Annotated in this window: 14 protein-coding genes; 6 read left to right on the top strand and 8 right to left on the bottom strand. The window is 56.8% G+C overall.

Going from position 1 to position 16,776, the window contains the following annotated elements:
- Window positions 1–6: 6 nt before the first annotated feature.
- The 6 genes from AC2FIS_RS07560 (at window position 7) to AC2FIS_RS07585 (ending at window position 7,754) form a co-directional block, all read left to right on the top strand.
- A complete protein-coding gene (locus tag AC2FIS_RS07560) occupies window positions 7–1,662 on the top strand; it encodes an alpha-glucosidase (RefSeq protein ID WP_496772661.1) in 1,656 nt (551 codons plus the stop codon).
- Between the two features lie 3 nt (window positions 1,663–1,665).
- Window positions 1,666–2,748, top strand: coding sequence for an ABC transporter ATP-binding protein (locus AC2FIS_RS07565; RefSeq protein ID WP_496772662.1), 1,083 nt, complete (start codon window positions 1,666–1,668; stop codon window positions 2,746–2,748).
- A gap of 456 nt (window positions 2,749–3,204) precedes the next feature.
- A complete protein-coding gene (locus AC2FIS_RS07570; RefSeq protein WP_108859641.1) occupies window positions 3,205–4,329 on the top strand; it encodes an extracellular solute-binding protein in 1,125 nt (374 codons plus the stop codon).
- 118 nt (window positions 4,330–4,447) lie between these two features.
- The gene (locus tag AC2FIS_RS07575; protein WP_496772664.1) at window positions 4,448–5,560 is read left to right on the top strand and encodes an ABC transporter ATP-binding protein; all 1,113 of its coding nucleotides are present in this window, start codon (window positions 4,448–4,450) and stop codon (window positions 5,558–5,560) included.
- A gap of 11 nt (window positions 5,561–5,571) precedes the next feature.
- Window positions 5,572–6,492, top strand: a complete 921-nt coding sequence (locus tag AC2FIS_RS07580; RefSeq protein WP_058272003.1) for an ABC transporter permease — start codon at window positions 5,572–5,574, stop codon at window positions 6,490–6,492.
- Window positions 6,489–7,754, top strand: a complete 1,266-nt coding sequence (locus tag AC2FIS_RS07585) for an ABC transporter permease (protein ID WP_496772665.1) — start codon at window positions 6,489–6,491, stop codon at window positions 7,752–7,754. Before AC2FIS_RS07580 ends, AC2FIS_RS07585 begins: the two co-directional genes overlap by 4 nt.
- 37 nt (window positions 7,755–7,791) lie before the next feature.
- On the opposite strand, the gene AC2FIS_RS07590 is transcribed toward AC2FIS_RS07585, so the two are convergent.
- From AC2FIS_RS07590 to AC2FIS_RS07625, 8 genes are read right to left on the bottom strand one after another with little or no spacing between them, the layout of a single operon-like run.
- Window positions 7,792–9,708, bottom strand: a complete 1,917-nt coding sequence (locus tag AC2FIS_RS07590) for a beta-galactosidase (RefSeq protein ID WP_496772666.1) — start codon at window positions 9,706–9,708, stop codon at window positions 7,792–7,794.
- The gene (locus tag AC2FIS_RS07595; RefSeq protein WP_496772667.1) at window positions 9,705–10,565 is read right to left on the bottom strand and encodes an SMP-30/gluconolactonase/LRE family protein; all 861 of its coding nucleotides are present in this window, start codon (window positions 10,563–10,565) and stop codon (window positions 9,705–9,707) included. The genes AC2FIS_RS07590 and AC2FIS_RS07595 overlap by 4 nt, the downstream gene beginning before the upstream one ends.
- The gene (locus tag AC2FIS_RS07600; protein ID WP_496772669.1) at window positions 10,562–11,167 is read right to left on the bottom strand and encodes a 2-dehydro-3-deoxy-6-phosphogalactonate aldolase; all 606 of its coding nucleotides are present in this window, start codon (window positions 11,165–11,167) and stop codon (window positions 10,562–10,564) included. The genes AC2FIS_RS07595 and AC2FIS_RS07600 overlap by 4 nt, the downstream gene beginning before the upstream one ends.
- Window positions 11,164–12,057 carry a 2-dehydro-3-deoxygalactonokinase gene (locus tag AC2FIS_RS07605; protein WP_496772671.1) on the bottom strand — a complete coding sequence of 298 codons (894 nt, stop codon included), beginning with the start codon at window positions 12,055–12,057 and terminating at the stop codon, window positions 11,164–11,166. Before AC2FIS_RS07605 ends, AC2FIS_RS07600 begins: the two co-directional genes overlap by 4 nt.
- Window positions 12,058–12,061: 4 nt before the next feature.
- The gene (locus AC2FIS_RS07610) at window positions 12,062–12,829 is read right to left on the bottom strand and encodes an SDR family NAD(P)-dependent oxidoreductase (protein ID WP_496772672.1); all 768 of its coding nucleotides are present in this window, start codon (window positions 12,827–12,829) and stop codon (window positions 12,062–12,064) included.
- Window positions 12,829–14,538 (bottom strand): IlvD/Edd family dehydratase, encoded by a 1,710-nt coding sequence (locus AC2FIS_RS07615; protein WP_496772673.1) that lies wholly within the window; start codon window positions 14,536–14,538, stop codon window positions 12,829–12,831. The genes AC2FIS_RS07610 and AC2FIS_RS07615 overlap by 1 nt, the downstream gene beginning before the upstream one ends.
- A 26-nt stretch (window positions 14,539–14,564) precedes the next feature.
- On the bottom strand, window positions 14,565–15,905 hold the full coding sequence (locus tag AC2FIS_RS07620) for an alpha-glucosidase/alpha-galactosidase (RefSeq protein WP_496772674.1): 1,341 nt from the start codon (window positions 15,903–15,905) through the stop codon (window positions 14,565–14,567).
- Between the two features lie 22 nt (window positions 15,906–15,927).
- A complete protein-coding gene (locus tag AC2FIS_RS07625; protein WP_058271994.1) occupies window positions 15,928–16,776 on the bottom strand; it encodes a carbohydrate ABC transporter permease in 849 nt (282 codons plus the stop codon).

Consider the following 16,776-nt stretch of genomic DNA (forward strand, 5'->3'; position numbering starts at 1 on the left):
CGTCTGATGAACGTGCAGAACACCGTGAAACTCGAAACAGCAACCAAAGCATCCGCCGACTGGTGGCGGGGCGGGGTGATCTACCAGATCTATCCACGCAGTTTTCAGGACAGCAACGGCGATGGAATCGGAGACCTTAGGGGTATCACCCAAAGGCTTGGTTACATCGCGTCGCTTGGTGTCGACGCGATCTGGATCTCGCCATTTTTCAAATCGCCGATGAAGGATTTTGGATACGATGTCAGCGACTATCGTGACGTTGATCCGATGTTTGGCAGCATGGAGGATTTTAAGGAACTCTTGGATCAGGCGCATTCAGTTGGGCTGAAGGTGATGATCGACCTCGTGCTGTCACATACGTCGGATCAGCACCCATGGTTCAAGGAAAGCCGGTCTAGTCGCGAAAATGCCAAGTCCGACTGGTACGTTTGGGCTGATCCCAAACCCGACGGGACGCCACCAAACAACTGGCTGTCGATTTTTGGCGGATCCGCATGGCAGTGGGATTCCCGACGCCTTCAGTACTATCTGCACAATTTCCTGACGTCGCAGCCAGATCTGAACTTCCATTGCCCGGACGTGCAGGATGCATTGCTGGATGTGGCGCGGTTCTGGCTGGACTTGGGCGTGGATGGTTTCCGTCTGGACACGATTAACTTCTACTTCCATGACAAACAACTGCGCGACAATCCTGGTCTGCCGATGGATCAGCGCAATGCCTCGATCGCGCCGTTGGTGAACCCCTATAACCATCAGGATCACCTCTATTCCAAAAGCCAGCCTGAAAACATCGCCTTCCTCGAGCGGTTGCGCGCACTTACGGACGAATACGAAGGCCGCGCTTGTTTGGGTGAGGTTGGCGACGCTCAGCGCGGTCTTGAGATCATGGGCGAGTACACCAGCGGCGATAAACGCATGCATATGTGCTATGCCTTTGAGTTTCTCGAAAAGCGCGCTTTGACCGCCGCATACGCCAAGCAGGTGTTTGATCAGTTGGAAGAAAAGGCTGGCGATGCATGGCCTTGCTGGGCGTTCTCAAACCATGATGTTCAGCGCCACGCGTCGCGGTGGGGGCTGGACGACGCGGCCATCCGTCAACATGCAGTGCTGATGATGTGCCTGCGCGGATCAGCATGTTTGTACCAAGGCGAAGAACTTGGCCTGCCCGAGGCGGATGTGCCCTTTGAACATCTGCAGGACCCTTACGGCATAGAATTCTGGCCGGAATTCAAGGGCCGTGATGGATGCCGCACTCCGATGGTTTGGGCTGCGCAGGACGAACAGTCCGGGTTCAGTACTGGTGCCCCCTGGTTGCCCGTCAGCCAAACGCAAGCCGAGCAAGCGGTAGACCGTTTGGAGCAACAACCAAACTCGATGCTGCATCACTATCGCCGCGCGATTGCGTTGCGCCACGCGTATTCTGCACTGATGTTAGGGCAGCAGCTCGACATGACCCAGTCGGGCCCGATCCTGACCTTCCTGCGTGAGGACGATGCCCAGCAGGTCTTTTGTGTATTCAATCTGGGATCTGACAGCGCGGAAGTCACACTGCCCGACGGTAACTGGCAGGTTATCGGGGAGGAGTTGGGCGGCGTCGCAGGGGCGGGGACAATAACCCTCGGTGCGGCCCAATTCTGTTTGATGGCTCGGGTACAGGGGTAAGTCATGTCTGAACTCAATCTCACGGATGTCGCTAAAACGTATGGCAATGTCGATGTCCTAAAGAACATTAATCTCGACATCGAACGCGGTGAATTAATTGTATTTGTCGGGCCTTCGGGTTGCGGTAAATCCACGTTGCTGCGCATGATTGCAGGGCTTGAAAAGATCACTGGCGGAACGCTTGAGATCGAAGGCCAAGTGATGAACGACGTGCCGCCCGCGCAAAGGGGCATTGCGATGGTTTTCCAAAGCTATGCCCTGTATCCGCACATGACGGTGCGCGAAAATATGGCTTTTGCGTTGAAGATTGCCAAGATGCCGTCAACCGAGGTTGATGCAGCCGTTGACCGCGCCGCTCGTATCCTACAGCTGGAACCGTTTCTGGACCGCCTTCCCAAGGCCCTTTCCGGTGGTCAGCGGCAACGGGTTGCAATCGGTCGGGCGATCGTGCGCGATCCAAAGGTCTATCTGTTCGATGAACCGCTTTCCAATCTTGACGCAGCGCTTCGCGTCGCGACCCGCATCGAAATCGCGCGTCTGAAAGAGGCAATGCCCGACAGCACGATGGTCTATGTCACCCACGATCAGGTCGAAGCGATGACATTGGCCACTCGGATTGTTGTCCTGGCCAACAAGGGGATCGCGCAGGTCGGCACCCCTCTCGAACTATATGAAACGCCTGACAATGAGTTTGTCGCGCAATTTATTGGCTCACCTGCGATGAACCTGTTGCCGGGGGTCATCACGCAGACTGGTGAGAGTACCGTCGTAAAACTGGATGGTGGTGGGATCGCGGTGACCAACATTCCGACCAATGCGGCTGACGAGGGTAAACAGGTGAATATCGGCGTGCGTCCCGAAGACTTTCACCCCGTTGAAAGCAATCCGATTATGGAAGGGACTGTGGACTTTACCGAAGCCCTTGGCGAGGTCACGCTGTTGTATTTTGCGGCAAAAGACGGGGAGGACCCCACAATCGCAAAACTGCCGGGGGTCCAAAAAAACATGCGGGGCCAAACCGTTGCCGTTTCGGCAGATCCGGGCAAGATTCACCTGTTTCATCAGGGCCTGTCCATGAGGAAATGACCGCGAGCCGCGCCTGATGATCGAAAGGTGCGGCACAGTACGCGAATGCCCCTTTTCATACTGCTTGGAACGTTGTCTGTGCCCCGCATAGTAAGCCCCGAGGTCTGCGTGCGTTGCCAAAAGCATGCAGTTTATGACTGTTTTTGGCGTAATTTCTTTCGGTCTGGCATGACAGAACCCGCTTTTCCCCAATTGGATTGCGGCCCAAAATCTGGTCCCGGGCCGGACGGGCAGCTGTGTCAATTTCTTAAGAAACGTTGCAGAAATAGGCTACTTCGGTCTCAATATGTGACTGCGGTCCTAGGGGGTAACTAGCCATATTTGCTAGATTAAATCGCAATCTGGACATACGAAGTTCCCAATCCGTCACTTTTGGCCTGACAATGCCCCCGCAAAGTTCTAGCGTGGCACCCATAATAACAAAACAACACAGTCCAATAACGGGAGAACTAAAATATGGCTGAACGGAAAACCGTTTCCAGACGCTCGGTCCTGAAAGGCGCGGGCGCAGCAGCACTGGCAGCACCGCTTTACAGCAAAAGCGCGCTGGCATCTTCGGGTGAAATCAACATTCTTATGTGGTCGGACTATCTGCCGCCCGCATTCCTGCAAGAGTTTGAAACTCTGACCGGGATCAAGGTGAACTACACCGGCATCGGGTCGAACGAAGAAATCATCAACAAGATGAAGGCCACCAAGGGCCAAGGCTTTGACATCGTATCGCCGACGAACAACCGCTCGCTGCAGTGGGGGCCGCTGGAACTGTTGCAGCCCTTCGATATGAACAAGGTTCCGATTGATCTGGTGAACCCTGCGATGGCGCAGATCGGCACCGACGCCTGGAACTTTGCTGACAGCGGAGTGCACTGGCTACCGCATATCTGGGGCACCGAGGGCATTGCCTACCGCACCGACCTGTGGCTGCCCGAAGGCGACGCCCCGTCCTATGGGGACGTCTGGTCTGAAGCAAACGCAGGCAAGACCATGGGCCGCGCGCACTCGATGATGCTGGGCGCGGGTCTGTATATGGAAGCCTCTGGTGAGATGGAGCCTGGCTCTGTGTGGGCCGCGTACGGCGACGAAGACACCATGCGCAAGGTCTGGGGTCAGATCACCGACTGGTGCGTCGAGCGGAAGAACCGGATCAAGTTGATCTGGAACGATGCCGACACTCAGAAAAACGGCCTGTTGAACGAAGGCGTTATTGTTGGCCAGACCTGGGATGGTCCGCCGCTGGCGCTGAAATCAGCTGGTGAGCCGGTGCACTATCAGGCTCCGGTCGAAGGTGCGATGGCATGGGTCGACGGTATGTCGATGCCGACCGGTGCGCAGAACATCGATCAGGTCTATGCCTTCATCGATTTCGCCTATCAGGCCAAGCCTGCAGGTGTTGCCATCGACAGCCACGGCTACAACTCGCCAGTTCTGGGTGCCGACCAATATGCGGGCGACACCTACAAGAAGAACTTCGCCGAGGCCTATCCGGGCGACTCGCTGGCAAACCTGAACCCATGGCCTGCTGAGGCTCCGTGGTATGCCGAAACTCGGACCGAGTTCGTCAACAAGTTCAAAAGCGCCTGATTGCTTTGACAAGGTGCCCTCCGCCACTGCGCGGAGGGCTATCAACCCGCATGCCACAACGGCGTGACGGACGCTATTTCGGTGCGGTCATGGACCGTACCTGACGGAGATACCAAAAATGAGTGCAGGGGTCGGTGTAGATCTTGAGAACCTGTGGATCCGTTTCGGTGATTTTGTCGCCGTGAGGGATGCAAACGTGAACATCAACGGGGGCGACTTCTTTTCGTTTCTCGGTCCCTCGGGGTGCGGCAAAACAACGATCCTGCGGGCAGTTTCGGGCTTTCTGGAACCAAGCGAAGGCAAAGTTCTGATAGGCGGCAAGGATATGCGGGGCATCGGCCCGAACAAACGTCCGACCGCCTTGATTTTTCAGAACCTCGCGTTGTTCCCACTGATGAAAGTGTGGGAGAATATCACCTTCTCATTAGAGATCAGCGGCGCAAGCGCAAAAGAGCGCCGAAAGCGTGCCGATGAGCTGCTAGACATGATCGCGCTGCCCGACCAAGGTGACAAACTGCCAAGCGAGCTGTCCGGCGGTCAGCGCCAACGGGTTGCCATCGCCCGCGCGCTATGTGCGGAACCGGATGTGCTGCTGCTGGATGAACCGTTGTCCGCGCTGGACCTCAAACTGCGCCAGCATATGCGCACCGAGCTGCGGGAGATTCAAAAGCGCGTCGGCATCACCTTCATCTATATCACCCACGATCAGGGCGAAGCCCTAACCATGTCAGACAGTATTGCGGTCATGCGGGCTGGTGTGATTGATCAAATCGCTGATGGTAAAACCATCTACAATGATCCCAACACTGCCTTCGCGGCCTCTTTCGTAGGTGAAAACAACGTGTTCCGCGGCAAAGTTAAACAGATGATGGGGAACGAAGCGCTGATTTCAACGAACCGGTCTGGTGAATTGGTTGCACGTATCTCGTCCGCCAACCAAGGAAAGCTGAAAGTTGGGGATGACGCCATGATGTTCATTCGCCCCGAAGCTTTTGCGATCGCTGCCGATGGTGCGACAGGCGATCACTTTGTCACCGCGCGGGTGAACCACGAAGAATTCGAAGGTAACGTCTTTAACATCTTCACCGAAGGTGACGGCGGTAAAGAGATCAAGGTGTCCTTGCCAAATCTCGGCCAATCCTTCGATGACCACACAGGCCAAAACATCACGTTGGAATATGAGACCCGCAATGCGGTTCTGGTTCCGGCGGGTGAATTGGCCGCGGAATAAGGGGGCCGACTATGCCAGGCTTCCTGAAAGAATTCTTCAACCGAAACGGCATCGGCATGGGCGCCGCAATATTGGGTCTGGTCCTGTTCTGGACCATTGGTCTGATCATTCTGCCGCAATTGTCGATGCTGGATTTCTCCTTCCGTCCGAACCTGCCACCGCCCGAGATTGGCGGGCCCAAGGACGTCTATACGCTGGAGAACTACAAATACCTGATCTATGGCCCTGAAGGCGGTAGTCAGTCCTATAATGCAGTCGACTTGAGGGTCTTTTTTCGCACGCTGCTGGCCGCGGTCTGTGTGACGATCTTCAACCTGATCCTCTGCTATCCGATTGCCTATTATCTGGGTCAGTCCAAAGGCAACCACATTCGCATCTTCGCGATCATGCTGATCATCCCTTACTGGATCAACGAGATTTTGCGTGCATTTGCCCTGCGGATTATCTTTGGTGAGACCGGTGTTTTGAATACCCTGTTCGTGGGGCTGGGCATCTGGGATACGCCATTTGACTTTATTCGCAATGACATCGCGCTCTATGCCGGTCTGGGTTACGCCTACATCCTGCTGATGATCTTCCCGATGTACAACGTGATCGAAAGTCTGGATAAAAACCAGATCGAGGCGGCGCGCGATCTTGGTGCGCCGTGGTGGCGGATTCACTGGCGTGTGGTTATTCCTTACGCCAAACCGGGCATCAGCTCGGGCTGTACCATGGTGTTCATGCTAAGCGCCGGTGCGCTGGCCGCGCCACAAATCCTGGGCGGACCGTCCAGTCTGTGGTTCACGCAGCTGATTTACCAGCAATTCAATGACAACAATGACTGGCCGCAAGGTGCCGCCTACGCCATCGTTCTTCTGGTGACCTGTATCCTGTTCGTGCTGGCAATGATGCGCCTGTTCAAGGTGAACATGGGGGATATCGGGAAATGAATAATTCCTTCCTTCGTGTAAGCATCTGGGTCTATCTGGTCATTTTCTTCCTATACCTGCTGGGTCCGTTGGTGATCATGTCGGTCACGGCCTTCAACTCATCGGCTTTCCCACGGATGACGCCGTGGGAGTGTCTGACCTTCCAGTGGTTCGGCGAGCTGTTTCAGGATCAGCGTATCCTGAACGGCATCAAGAACTCGCTGATCATTGGCGCCGGAACGGTTGTTCTGTCGGTGGCGATGGGTCTGGCCGGGGCGCTGATGCTGACGCAGATCTGGCCTAAGTTGCGGGCGACCTACTACACGATCATCATCGCTCCGATCCTGATCCCGGGTGTTGTTCTGGGCATCTCGACTTTGGTGTTCTGGGATCGGATCAATCGGATGCTGGGACTGGGTGCAGATAGCTTCCTGTCTAACGGTATCTTCCTGACGGTAATCGGCCAATCCACCTTTATTGCAAGCTATTGCATGTTGGTTCTGGTGGCGCGCCTGCAGCGTTACGATGTGGCATTGACCGAAGCGGCGTTGGACCTTGGTGCAACGCATGCTCAGGCTTTCCGCAAGATCCTGTTGCCTTTCATGCGTCCTGCGATTGCGTCGGCGGCGGTTCTGGCGTTCCTCGCTTCGTTCGAGAACTACAACACCACCACTTTCACCTTTGGTGAATACCCGACGCTGACGATCGAACTGGCGCAAAAGGTCCGGTATGGTATCACGCCCGCCATTTCGGCTCTGGCCTTCATCATCGTGGCGTTGACAGTATTCTTTGCCTTGTTGAACGAAGCCAAGCTGAAGCGTCAGGAGCTGGTGGCCGCAGCCCGTAAGAGCGCCACAGTTGAGGAACTGGCCGGCAAGATTAAGCTACCCAGCTTCTTTTCTGGCAACATGGCGGCTGTCCTACTGGTTGTGTTTGCGGTTGCGACGATCACCGTTGTTGGCACCGCAACGGCCTACAACCCCGGCCAATGCATCGCCAATGTGAAAGAGCAGAAACGCCTGGAAGCGGAACAACGCATTCAAGAGTTGCGCAAGCAGCGCGAAGAACAGCGTAAGAAGCGCGAGGCCGAAGAAGCCGAACAAGGTGGTGCCCAGCAATCCACACCGAAACCGTCGAACAACAGTGGTTTTGGCAACGTCTTCGCGCCGAATGCACTGGGCGGGGACGCGGAAGACGAGAGTTCGGATACTGAAACTCCACCTTCAAACAACGGTGGCTTTGGGGGCGTGTTCGACCCCAACAGCCTGCAGACTGACCAGTAGGTTTTGAAGCTAAATCCAAAACGTGCGCCCGGAGAGGTTATTCCTCTTCGGGCGCATCTTTCTGCGTGACAGCTACGTCACAGGCGTCAACGACCTCACCGTTCCATGCGACCGGTTGCGCGTTGTAATTGATCAAGAAAACATGTGTGGCCGTCTCGCGACGGCGCAACCCTTTGGGCATCGGAAATAGGGTAACCTCGGTTTTTCGCGCGGCCATTTCAACGACCCGGTCCCACAATGTGTCATCCGGGAAACCTGCCAGATACCAAAGACAGTTTTCACCCAAAAGCGCAGGGGTGCCATCTGCAAATGTCAGCAAATTGGGGGCAACCCCCGAAACCCTGTCGATCCAATGTTGCGCCGCGCCGCCGCCTTCAACGCCACGCCGTATATTGGGCGGCAGGGTCTCGACCAGATCGACGTCGCATTTCAGACCGTTTAGGCCGGGTCGTGCCCGGGGAATCTGGAAATCATGTGTGATCGCCCCGCTGCGTGGACCCAGGATGAGCAGATCACTGGCCTCCGCCAATTGACGTTCCAAATTGTCGCTCACGGTGGCTATCCCCGGAGCAAGGATGAACTTGTAGCCAACACGCGGTATGTTGGTTGAGGACACGAAGTCCACAGACAAGCCCGCCCGCCGCAAGGCGCGATACGCCGAGAAAACCAGACGGAAATAGTCAAATCCAGCGCCCTGAGGCTGTGTCGACCAAGCCCAATCCGAGGCGTAGTCGAACAGGATGGCCACCTGGGCCTGTGTCTGCACAACGTTGCCGATTTCTGACAACGCGTCCGAAGACTGCTTTGCCTCGGTCAGGGCCGGGGCAGGGCGGTTGTTGGGTGTCAGCAGCCCCGCATGCATTTGCTCTTGTGCAAACGGGGCCTGCCGCCAGCGGAAATAGCTGACGACCTCTGCCCCGTGCGCCACTGCCTCAAGCGACCAAAGCTTAACCATTCCGGGTAGTGGCGCTGGATTGTATGGTGCCCAATTCACCGGGCCGGGTTGCTGCTCCATCACCCACCAACGCCCACGCCCGACCGCGCGGTACAGGTCATGATGAAATGCCTGCATGTCCGGATCGCCCTGCTGAAGAAAGGCGGTTTTGTGGGCTTCATCCGCCTCAAGCCGGTCAGAGAGGAAGCCGATTGGATAGCTGTCCCATGTGGCGATATCCAGATCTGCGCCAACCTTGAAATGGTCGAAATCCAGCACTCGACCCATATAGTTGTGCAACAACGGCGCATCCGTCAAAGCGCGCAGTACATCTGCCTGGGCTTTGTTATACGCAACGACCTGATCCGAACTGAAACGCCGGAACGCCAGAACCTGCGCCGGGTTGGGTTCGGTCACTGTCAAATTGGGCAGATCAATCTGGTCGAAATCGCGATACTCCATCGCCCAGAATATATTGCCCCATGCCTCGTTTAGCGCGTCAATGCTGCCGTATTGATCCTTTAGCCAAAGCTGAAAGGCATGCAGAGCGGCGAGGCCATAGCTGACGGTCGTATCGTGACAGCCATATTCATTGTCGATCTGCCATGCCGCAACATGCGGGTTTCGCCCGTAGCGGTCGCCCATGATCCGAGCGATGCGGACGGATTCTTGGACATAACCCGGATGGCTAAAACAATAGTGCCTGCGTGAGCCAAATTTTCGGGGGTTTCCTTGCGCATCCACTGCCAGCATGTCGGGATGTTTCTCAAGCATCCACCGCGGAGGTGTCGCAGTGGGCGTCCCCAGTACAACCTTGATCCCAGCCGCCCCAAGCGTTTCGATTGCACGGTCCAGCCAATCCAACTGCAGATCGCCAGGAACCGGCTCCATTCGGCTCCAGGCAAACTCACCGATCCGGACCCAGCTTATGCCAGTTTCAACCATTCGAGCCGCGTCTTCGGCCCACATGGCCTCGGGCCAATGTTCCGGGTAATAGCAAACACCAAGTTCTGGTTTCATATAAGGACTCTGTGTTCTGCCTGGCCTGTGCCCGCGTCCAATGCGCCAAAGGTCATGCCATTGGTTGGTTGTGTTTCAACAGTGTTTGCGTCCAACCCCTGACGGGCAGTGGTGCAAAACAGCGTCGTCAGATCGTCGCCGCCAAAGGCGGGACAAGATGTATGTGCGGCCTGAAACGAGACGGCATGCCGAAACCGCCCGTTCGGGTCATAGCAGGCGACACGGTTTGCCCCCCATTGGGCGATCCAGATATTGCCTTCTGCGTCGACCACAGCGCCATCGGGAAAAAGTTCATCAGCGCTCAGGTCGAGAAACACCGTGCTATTGCCTTCGGGCCACCCCGTCTCAGGCTCCAGCGAGCAGCGCCTAACCTGTTGTGTGACTGTATCGGTGTAATAGACGCAGGGCCTGTCTGGGGCAAAACAGATCGCGTTGGAGATTGTGACCTCGGGCACAAGAAGGCGTAATTCGCCCTGCCAGTACCGATAGATCGCGCCCGCCTCTTGTTCGGCGTTTTTTCCCATTGTCCCGATCCAAAACCCGCCCCACGGGTCTGCGCGCCCGTCATTGGAGCGGGTGACCGGGTTGTTCGCCTCAAGCGAGACGATCAGATCTTTTTGACCACTATCCAAACCAAATCGCCACAGGCCGGTTTCCGAGGCCATCACAATTGTATCCCGGTCCACCCAACCTGCCGCTGAGACATGTTCCGAAAACTGCCAGCTGTGTTGCTCATCCCCGGTCTGCGTCATCAGACGTTTGTTGATGATGTCGAACCAGAACAGTTGTTTGCGTTCAGGATGCCATAGGGGCCCTTCGCCTAGCTCACATGGACGGTCGTCAAAAACAAAGCTCATCCAGCAGCCTCGTCATAGGCAGCGACGATCCGCTTGGCCTGACCGGCAATCTCTGCGATGGACATTCCCGGTTTGAACAGGGCCGATCCGATGCCGAAACCATCTGCCCCGGCCTTGATCCATTCGGCGAAATTCTCAGGTCCAGCGCCGCCAACGGCATAGACCAAAGTGCCCGACGGCAGTACCGGTCGCACTGCGGCCAAACCAACTGGCCCGGCAATGACACCGGGGAACAGTTTTAAGCCAGTGGCGCCAGCTTTTAGCGCAGCAAACGCCTCGGTCGGGGTATAGACGCCCGGCCAACTTTGCATGTTTAGCGCGACAGACCGCACAATGACCTCGGCGTCATAATTAGGGGAAACGATCAGCTTACCGCCAACTTGCGAAACGGCTTCGACCTGTTCGGGGGTCAGAACCGTACCAGCGCCGATCAATGCTTGATCGCCGAATGAGCTGGCCAACGATTCAATGCTGTTCAGCGGGTCAGGCGAATTCAACGGCACCTCGATCTTGTCGATACCGGCTTCGATCAGGGCATGGCCTACATCGACGGCTTTTGACGGTAGCAAGCCACGCAAAATGGCGATTATGGGGCGGCTCATGAGGTTTGCCTCGTTAATTTGCGGGCCTGCGACAGGCCTGCCAATGTGCATTGAGTTGCGTTAGCGGTGTCCACGAAAGCGCCCTGCAGTTGCAGCGCACGTGTGTAGATTTGGGACATCCCTTCAGCGCCGATGATTGCCAGCTGCTGCCCCAACCAGTAGGGGCGTGTTGCGCCCAACTCGGCCCCGATCAAAAGCCCGGATAACTTGGCTCGGGCTGTCCCCTTGTCCTGATTGTGCAACAAATCCGCCGCTCGCAGTCCGAACAGGCGCGCAGCCAATTGTTCGGGTTTGGACAACGCGTCTGCCGTAGCTTCTGCGAAGGCGTCGGCGTCCCAGCCGTCACTGATTGAATGCTTGAGCACTGATTGCTCGGAGAGCAGTTCAAACATCTCACCTGTCATGAACGTTCGAAAGCTCACGACTTCTCCTGCACTGATCTGAACCCATTTTGAATGCGTCCCGGGCAGGCAAATAACCCCGTCCCAGTTCGGGCGGGTTGCCAGAAAGCCAGATATTTGAGTTTCCTCACCGCGCATAACGTCCGGCGGTGCGTTCTGTTTGAGACCAGGTACCACGAATGCGCGTATCCGGGCATCGGTTCCCGGTACTCGTATAGGCGCATCCGGCAGCGGTGCTGACGGGACGGCCGAGTAGGGTGCTTCGACCCAACCTTGCCGCGCACCGACCATGCCGCAAGCCACAACGTCGACAGGTTCAGCGCCCAACCAGTCGGCGATCATGTCAAGCAAGGCAGATTGGAAGTCATCTCTACTCAGACGCGCCATGCCGCGGTCAGACTGCCTTTGCGCCAGTACGGTGTCGGACTGCATGGCCCAGGCCCGCAGTTGGGATGTTCCCCAGTCGACGGCTATCCACTCTGCATTCATGGCCTTACCCCGTTATTACAACGCCGCCATCGACGGCCATGCACTGTCCGGTCATCGCGCGGCTGGCATCCGAGGCCAGGAACAATGTCGGTGCGATCATGTCTTCGGGCGTCAGGTGTTCCTTCAGGCACTGGCGCTCCAAATGCGCTGCCAGGTCATCCGGCGTGGCCCACATATCAAGTTGCTTTTGCGTCAATACCCATCCGGGAGCCAGCGCATTGATACGAATTTTTTGCGGCCCCAATTCGCGTGCCAAAGATCGCGTCATCCCGGTAATCCCGGCATTCGACGTCGTATAGATAGGATACCCCGCATTCCCCATCATGTAGCTGATCGAGCTGAAGTTGACGATTGAACCCCCTTTGCCAGCCATTTGGCGCGCAGCCTCCTGGCAGGCGAAGTAGTAGGCCTTGAGGTTCACCTCAATCATCCAGTCCCAGAACTCGGCAGTGGTTTCCTCAAGCGAGTGACGCTTGTCGTTAGCGGCGTTGTTGACCAACACATCCAAAGGTCCATGTGCCTCGGCAGCCTTTTGCATAGTGGCGTGCAGCAATTCGGTATCCGTCATGTCGCCCTGCATAAACAGCGGCGCGCGGCCATGTTTGTCTCGCATTTCCTCAACGAATGCGCTGGCGTCCGAGCGGCCGATAAAGGCAACGTTTGCGCCCTGGGCCAAAAAACCGTCTGTCAGTGCGGCCCCTACACCTGAGCCGCCGCCGGTAATATAGACCGAGGCGCCGTTTAGATCGTGAAAAGTGGCTGGATGGTCCATCAGTGGCTCTCTCTGGTCACAAGGCGGGTGTCTTTGCCGACGAGGAAGTCTAGGTCCGCGCCCTGATCGGCTTGCAGCACGTGGTCGATATAGAGTTTCGCGTAACCGCGTGTGTAATGCGGATCTTCCGGTTGCCACGCGGTGCGGCGGGATTCCAGTTCCTTTTCATCGACCAGCAGTTCCAATTCGCCCTTGCTGGCAGACACGCGGATACGATCCCCGGTTTTGACAAGGGCCAAGGTGCCTCCGGCTTGCGCCTCGGGACTGACGTGCAGGATCACCGTGCCATATGCGGTACCGGACATGCGGGCGTCGGATATGCGGATCATGTCGCGGACGCCTTCCTTCACCAGTTTGGCCGGGATCGGCATGTTGCCGACCTCGGGCATGCCGGGATAGCCCTTTGGGCCGCAGCCCTTCAGGACCAGAATGGTTTCAGACGTTACTGGTAGATCATCCCGGTCAATATTGGCTTTCAAGTCCTCGATGCTCTCAAAAACGTAGGCTTCGGCTTCTGTTTCCAGTAGTGCATCCGTCGCGGCCGAGGGTTTTACAATGGCCCCGTTGGGCGCGAGGTTCCCGCGCAGCACGCGCAATCCCGCGGTGGGTTTCACCGGATCGTCGAAGGGGCGGATGACGTCGGGGTTAAAGCACTCAGCCCCTTCGAAATGGGCCGAGATATCTTTGTTCAGCACGGTTTTTGAGGGGCGCAGGAAGGGTTTCAACTCGTTCAGAACCACGGGCACACCGCCTGCGTAGCAGAAATCCTCCATCAGGTATTTCCCTGAGGGCATGCAGTTCACCAGCAGCGGCATTTCCGACCCGATTTCAAAGTCTTTCAGCGTCAGGTCAACGCCCACGCGGCCCGCCAGCGCGAGTAAATGCACCACTGCATTGGTCGAGCCGCCAACGGCTGCATTGGCCAGAATGGCATTTTCGAACGCTTCCTTGGTCAGGATGTCCGACGGTTTAAGATCTTCGTCCACCATTTCGACAATCCGTTTACCCGTCAGGTGTGCCAGCGCCATACGGCGGGCATCAACCGCCGGCAGGGCGGCGTTGGTGGGCAGGGACATACCCATCGCTTCCACCAAAGACGCCATGGTTGAGGCCGTACCCATGGTCATGCAAACACCTGCGCTGCGTGACATACCGGATTCCGCGTTCATGAAATCCTTCAAGGTCATCTCGCCGGCACGAACGGCCTCGGAAAATTTCCAGACATCTGTTCCGGATCCAATGTCCTTGCCACGGTATTTTCCGTTCAGCATCGGGCCCGAGCTGACTACGATCGAGGGCAGATCGACCGAAGCAGCCCCCATCAGTTGCCCCGGCGTGGTCTTGTCACACCCACCCAGCAGCACCACGCCGTCGATGCCATAGGCGCGAATGGATTCCTCGACATCCATCGCCAGCAGGTTGCGGAACAGCATGGCGGTGGGCTTCATTTGGGTTTCGCCCAGTGACATCACCGGGAATTCGACCGGAAATCCTCCGGCCTCCCAAACGCCGCGTTTGACACCTTCGGCCAGATCACGCAGGCCCGAGTTGCAGGGCGTGAGTTCCGACCACGTGTTGCAGATACCGATGATCGGGCGACCATCGAACGCGTGATCGGGAAAGCCTTGGTTCTTCATCCAAGATCTGTGGATAAAGCCATCCTTGTCCAGCTTGCCATACCAATGCTGAGAGCGGCGTTTTTTTGTCATTGTTTTTAAGCCTTCTAAAATTGGGATCAGGCCGCCTTGGCGGGTTTGCACCAATCTGGCAACCAATCGGCATGTGCCACCAACAGGTCACTAACCAAGCTGCGGATCTGACGCAGGTCCAGTTCAGCGGCCGTATGCGGGTCCATCATAGCGGCGTGGTAAATGTATTCTGGGTTCTGCTCAACCAATGCCCGCACAGTCAGTTCCTGCACGTTGATCTGGCTGCGCATCAGCGCGATCAGCTGGGGCGGAATATCTGTTACGACCGAAGGTTGGACACCGTTAGTGTCGACAAGGCAAGGCGTTTCGACAGCCGCGCCAAGGGGGAGTTGAGGGATCTGTCCAGTATTGGGCAGGTTCCCATACGCCACGTAGGGCGTATCCGTCACGATCGCATTCATCAGGTCAGCGGCGAATTCATGGCTTCGGATCACTTCAATATCACGCCCGTCGGTCAGGGTCTTGGCCTGTTCTTTCCAACTGGCGATCTGTTCTTCGCAGCGAGTTGGGTATTCATCCAACGGGATGCCGAACTGCTCAATCAGGTCTTGGCGGCCTTCTTTGATGAACCATGGAACGTATTCTGCCAAATGTTCTGAACTTTCCGTGCAGAAATAGCCCAGATGTTCCATCACCTCATACCGCACCTTGTTGGCGCAACGTGGCATCAAAAGCGGTGGTTTGGGAATTTGCCCGCCGGCATACCCTTGCCGCAACGCCGGGTAGAGGTCGCGCCCTTCGTGTTCCAGCCTCAGGAAAAAGGCCACGTGGTTAACGCCTGCCACCTTGTAGCGGAACTCGTCCTTGGGCAGGTCCAGATCGTGGGCCAGTTCTTCGACCGTGTTTTGGACAGAGTGACACAGGCCGACATGTTTCAGCGCCGGGAAACGTTCTGCCAGCGCCCATGTGTTGATCGCCATCGGGTTCACGTATTGCAGCAGCGTTGCGTTTGGGCAGAGCTGCATCATGTCTTGTGCAACGTCCCACAAAACAGGAACCGTGCGCAGGCCTCGCATGATGCCGCCGACGCCCAGGGTGTCAGCGATGGTCTGGCGCAGGCCGTATTGTTTGGGGATCTCGAAATCCGTCACCGTGCATGGCTTATAGCCGCCGACCTGGAAGGCGGTGATGACAAAATCGGCGCCCTCAAGCGCGGCGCGCCGGTCGGTATGCGTTGAGACAGATGCCCCCGTTCCGACAGAGCGGATCATCGCCTTGGCGACGGCTTCGCTTTCGGCAAGGCGCACGGGATCGATGTCCATCAGCGCAAAATGGCTGTCGGCCAGTGCAGGGGTCAGCAGGGCGTCGCCCACGATATTCTGCATGAAGATCGTGGAACCCGCCCCGATAAAGGTGATCTTGGTCATGTGGCAAACCTTTGGTTTGACGTTATTTTACGGCACCGAGGGTGAGGCCCGCGATGAAGTGTTTCTGCATGAGGAAGAACATGGCCACCGGCGGCAGAGCCGCGACGATGGAGCCGGCACTCATTAATTGATAGGCCGCCCGGAACTGGGCGTTGAAGCTGGTAATCCCTGCTGTCACGGGTTGGCTTTCTGCGCCCTGTGTCAGGACGACAGCCCAGAAATAGTCGTTCCAGATAAAGGTAAAGATCAGCACGCTCAGCGCGGCAATAGCCGGCTTCATCAGCGGCAGGACCACGTACCAGAAAATGCGCCATTCACTGATGCCTTCAACGCGAGCTGCCTCGATCAGTTCGAAGGGCAGGGCGCGGATAAAGTTGCGCATGAACAGCGTGCAAAAGCCTGTCTGGAAGGCGATGTGGAACAGGACGAGGCCGGTTTTGGTGTTGTAGAGACCCAACTCCAACGTCAGATCGCGCACTGGAACCATTAGAATCTGAAACGGGACGAAATTGCCCGCAACAAACATGAAAAAGATCCAGATGTTTGAGCGGAATTTATAGATCCCCAGTGCAAACCCGGTCATACAGCTAAGGGCAACGGCCCCGATCACTGTTGGAATGGTGATCATGAACGAGTTCAGCAAATAGCGCGGCATGTCCGAGTTGAAGAACACCTGCCCATAGTTGTAGGCACCCTCAAAGCTGGACGGCATCCCCCAGTAGTTTGCGTTGGTAAAGTCGGCTGCCGGCTTGACCGAGAACAGCGCAACCGCCAGCAGGGGGCCGAGCCACAGCAGCAGTGCCAGGGGCAGCATCGCCTGGTAGGTGATCTGAGCCCCGCGGGGTTGTTTTTCGATGGGTTTGGGAAACAT

It is taken from the genome of Ruegeria sp. CDSB113 (assembly GCF_059611045.1).